The 3606-nt window shown below is 34.6% G+C and carries 6 protein-coding genes and 1 pseudogene; all 7 read left to right on the forward strand.

Translation table 11 applies throughout. The features are described 5' to 3' along the window. The first annotated feature begins 151 nt into the window (after positions 1-151). Entirely contained in the window at positions 152-649 is a 498-nt protein-coding gene (locus BI291_RS14715; protein WP_074499532.1) for a hypothetical protein, read from the forward strand. A gap of 13 nt (positions 650-662) precedes the next feature. Then, a complete protein-coding gene (locus BI291_RS14720; RefSeq protein ID WP_074499533.1) occupies positions 663-1055 on the forward strand; it encodes a DoxX-like family protein in 393 nt (130 codons plus the stop codon). Between the two features lie 14 nt (positions 1056-1069). After that, positions 1070-1522, forward strand: a complete 453-nt coding sequence (locus BI291_RS14725) for a thiol-disulfide oxidoreductase DCC family protein (protein WP_074499534.1) — start codon at positions 1070-1072, stop codon at positions 1520-1522. Between the two features lie 212 nt (positions 1523-1734). Then, positions 1735-1956 carry a hypothetical protein gene (locus tag BI291_RS14730; RefSeq protein ID WP_074499535.1) on the forward strand — a complete coding sequence of 74 codons (222 nt, stop codon included), beginning with the start codon at positions 1735-1737 and terminating at the stop codon, positions 1954-1956. A 194-nt stretch (positions 1957-2150) separates the two neighbouring features. Then, positions 2151-2597: a hypothetical protein gene (locus BI291_RS14735; protein WP_074499536.1), complete on the forward strand. Its 447-nt coding sequence runs from the start codon at positions 2151-2153 to the stop codon at positions 2595-2597. A 37-nt stretch (positions 2598-2634) separates the two neighbouring features. Further along, positions 2635-3045, forward strand: coding sequence for a hypothetical protein (locus BI291_RS14740; protein WP_074499537.1), 411 nt, complete (start codon positions 2635-2637; stop codon positions 3043-3045). 279 nt (positions 3046-3324) lie between these two features. Continuing rightward, positions 3325-3606: pseudogene (locus tag BI291_RS18505) on the forward strand (hypothetical protein); the annotation flags it as partial.

Below are 3606 nucleotides of genomic sequence, written 5' to 3' on the forward strand. Positions count from 1 at the left end.
CACATGAGAGTCTGGGTAACCTGCCGCCGGCAGCTTACCGAGAAAAACTGGAAAATTCTAATTTAGAACTGTGTCATTAATGGGGAAGTGGACATTATATCAATGATGATTAAAAAATAACCTCAATTTTTCGCAACAATAGGTATTCATAATGCCTTTTACACCGATACATATGGGGCCAGGAATTTTCATTAAAGCTATTTTACAAAGTAGTTTTAGTTTGATGGTTTTTGGTTGGGCTCAAATTGTGATGGATATTCAACCGTTAATAGTGATGATTACCGGCGAAGGGCATTTACACGGTTTCACTCATACTTATGTTGACGCGGTATTGATTGCGATATTTTCTGCCCTAACAGGAAAGTATCTATCTGAATTTGGTTTAAAAATATTAAGGATCTCTAAACACGAAAATCCTATATCAATTGTCTGGTGGGTTGTATTCCTCAGTGCTTTTATTGGCAGCTTTAGCCATGTTTTACTTGATAGTATAATGCATATTGATGTCGAGCCATTTTTTCCTATTATTCTCGCGAACCCCTTTCTAGATTTAATGTCAGTGCCTATATTACATAAGATTTGCCTGTATAGTGGACTGATCGGCGCAGCCATTTATTATGGGATACATTGGCGGTTAAAAGCCAATTAACTCTGTTAAAACAATGAGGTTAGCTTTGACATCAATACAAATTGCAAGATTCATCATTACGTTTAGTTGGTTATATCATGGAATATTCCCAAAACTTGTGCATATATCCCCTTTAGAGAAAGTCATGACTGCAAGCATTGGTCTCTCAAATGAACTTTCTTATTTAGTGACAAAATTAGCGGGTGTGAGCGAAGTTATTTTTGGCATGGTATTTTTTGTTTACTACCGTAATAAGTATATAGTGTTATTAAACATTCTTGGGCTTTCTAGCTTATTAATCTTTGTTGCGATATTTCAGCCTCAACTGCTTATTGAAGCATTTAATCCAGTTACCACCAATATTGCTCTAATCGGTTTTAGTTTTATTATACTTAACGCGTTAAAAGACGAGTTTAACAATGAGTAGATAACGGAGAAAGTTTGAACGCTGAAAAATATCCTCCTAATATTGGTGCCGATGATCGTGTGATTTTATTCGATGGTGTTTGCAAGTTATGTAATGCTTGGTGTCAATTTATTATCAAGTACGATAAACAGCAGCATTTTAAATTATGCAGCGTACAATCACCTGAAGGACAGCAAATACTAGCGCATTTCAATCTTGCAACTGCTCACTTTGATACAATGTTGTATGTTGAAGATAATCATTATTTCGATAAAAGTGATGCATTTTTTCATGTTATAAACAAACTTGGGTTTCCGTGGCGAATATTGTCTGTAGGTAAAATTATTCCTAAAAGAATAAGAAATTGGCTTTATGATCGTATAGCACTTAATCGATATGCGTTATTCGGTCAATATGATACATGCCAGCTACCAAACTCAGAAAGTGATCATCGGTTTTTGAGCGCTAAAGAGCATTCTTCACGCTAGGTATAAAAACCGTAACGCGAAGTGTATTATTTTACCGCCCTGAAAAGTTTAAATACTCGGAGTATTCACATTATACAAATCATTTTTGTTGAAAAAACAAACATTACGCTTGAAAAATATTAAATAAATGTTTAAATAATAATCTGGGCATCTAAAAAGCCTATTACATAATAATAATGAAAAATTGTAACAAGTTAGAAGGGGAAGTGAAGATGGGAAATGCGAATAACGATTTGTTAATTGAAAATGAAAATTTATTTCGAGCGTTATTTTCTGCCGTAGGGGCAGTGTTGTTTACCGTACTCGCGGTAAATTTTGTTATGTCAGCAGGTCTTTTGTTATTTAAAGTGTTATTTGTACTTGCTGCTTTGTACTTTTCTTTGAGCACGCTGGCATACGCAGCGTATTATACCAATGACCTTCAAGGCGACTAACGTTATATGTGTTTCACCAGTAAATTTATACTGGTGAAATGCTTGACTGAGTTATTGAACACAACAATTCTTTTATCTTCTACTAAACCTTACATCTTATTCTTGCTGATTGTTACACCTTCTAACGTTTTAAACATGTAATTACCGTATAATTTTTGCTAGCCTAAAATTTCTAATTTTTAAAGGAATAACCAATGACGAATCAAGCCAGCAATAAATTACTCTTGATAGCAGCAACTTGCTGTATATGGGCTGCACTGGCGCACATTGGCTGTATTGTTTTCGGTAGCGAATGGTATCGAATGTTAGGTGCAGGAGAGCAAATGGCTCTAATGGCTGAACAGGGGCATTGGTATCCCACAATAGTTACCTTTGTTATTGTTGTTGTGTTGAGTCTTTGGGCGTTATATGGATTATCAGGCGCTGGTGCGATAAAGCCTTTACCGTTTCTAAGGTGTGTGCTCATTATTATCAGTAGCATTTTTTTACTGCGTGCAGGTGCTTTTGTTTTTCTAATGCCTGTGTTTCCTGAAAATAGCCAAACGTTTTGGTTTGTTAGTTCATCTATTTGTTTATTCATTGGTGGAGTATTCTTTATTGGCACTTTCCAGCAATGGAAACAGCTTTCAAAGCACAATTGATAAATAATACTTTAGATTTTACAAAAGGAATGATGACATGCTTTCTCAAATATTATTAATCATAGGTGCTGCTATATTTGGTTTATTAGGCAGTGTGCACCTTATTTATACCTTTTATTCTAATAAATTTAATGCGTTTGCACCGGAAGTAACAGAAGCCATGAAAGGTACTTCGCCGGTCATAACAAAAGAAACAACCCTTTGGCAAGCGTGGGTAGGTTTTAATGCAAGCCATAGTGTAGGCTTGATCACGTTTGCATTAATTTATTTACCATTAATTTGTTTACATATGTCACTTTTGAAATCTAGTCTTTGGTTGATGTGGCTCCCTATCCTTGTAAGTGGTGCTTACTTATTATTAGCAAAAAAATATTGGTTTAAAGTGCCATTTTTAGGTTTTCTTATTGCAACATTTTGCTTTATCAGTGCTTATGTCGTTAATATTTAGTGAGCTACGTTAATTCATTAAGTAGAAGATCATAAATCATTATCATTACAAGATACGAGGCGTGGCATTACTGCACTTGCTTATCTTGACAAAAACAACAAGCAAGTCATTGATAAAATCAGTAAATTTTTAACCGCAGTAAACAATATTGAACCAGAACAATATTTTTACCCTCGTACTGATTTACATGTAACAATTCTTTCGATTATTTCGTGTATTGAAGGTTTTACTTTATCTACGATAAATATTGATGATTATATTAAGGTATTTAATCACGTAATGGCAGAGTGTCCACCGATAGCAATTAACTTTAATGGTGTTACGGCATCTGAAAGTTGCATAGTAATTCAAGGATTTCCCGTAGATAACAATTTGCAAATTTTACGACAAAAATTAAGACAAGCATTTAAAGGGTTTCCAAATGCAACGTTTGATTCAAGATATAAGTTAATTACAGCACATTGTTCAATACCAATTCGCATAAAGATTAAGTCAGTTCAGAGCGATGTCAGAGGTGGGAGAATAAGCGAAACGTGTGCAGGTATAGTTGTTCTACATCAA

The organism is Thalassotalea sp. PP2-459, assembly GCF_001913705.1.
In the GTDB taxonomy this organism is placed as follows: domain Bacteria; phylum Pseudomonadota; class Gammaproteobacteria; order Enterobacterales; family Alteromonadaceae; genus Thalassotalea_C; species Thalassotalea_C hakodatensis.

What these genes read in the sequence shown, in the direction of transcription:
- BI291_RS14730 (WP_074499535.1), top strand. Translation starts at nt 1,735, where the DNA reads ATGGGAAATGCGAATAACGATTTGTTAATTGAAAATGAAAATTTATTT.
- BI291_RS14720 (WP_074499533.1), top strand. Translation starts at nt 663, where the DNA reads ATGAGGTTAGCTTTGACATCAATACAAATTGCAAGATTCATCATTACG.
- BI291_RS14740 (WP_074499537.1), top strand. Translation starts at nt 2,635, where the DNA reads ATGCTTTCTCAAATATTATTAATCATAGGTGCTGCTATATTTGGTTTA.
- BI291_RS14735 (WP_074499536.1), top strand. Translation starts at nt 2,151, where the DNA reads ATGACGAATCAAGCCAGCAATAAATTACTCTTGATAGCAGCAACTTGC.
- BI291_RS14715 (WP_074499532.1), top strand. Translation starts at nt 152, where the DNA reads ATGCCTTTTACACCGATACATATGGGGCCAGGAATTTTCATTAAAGCT.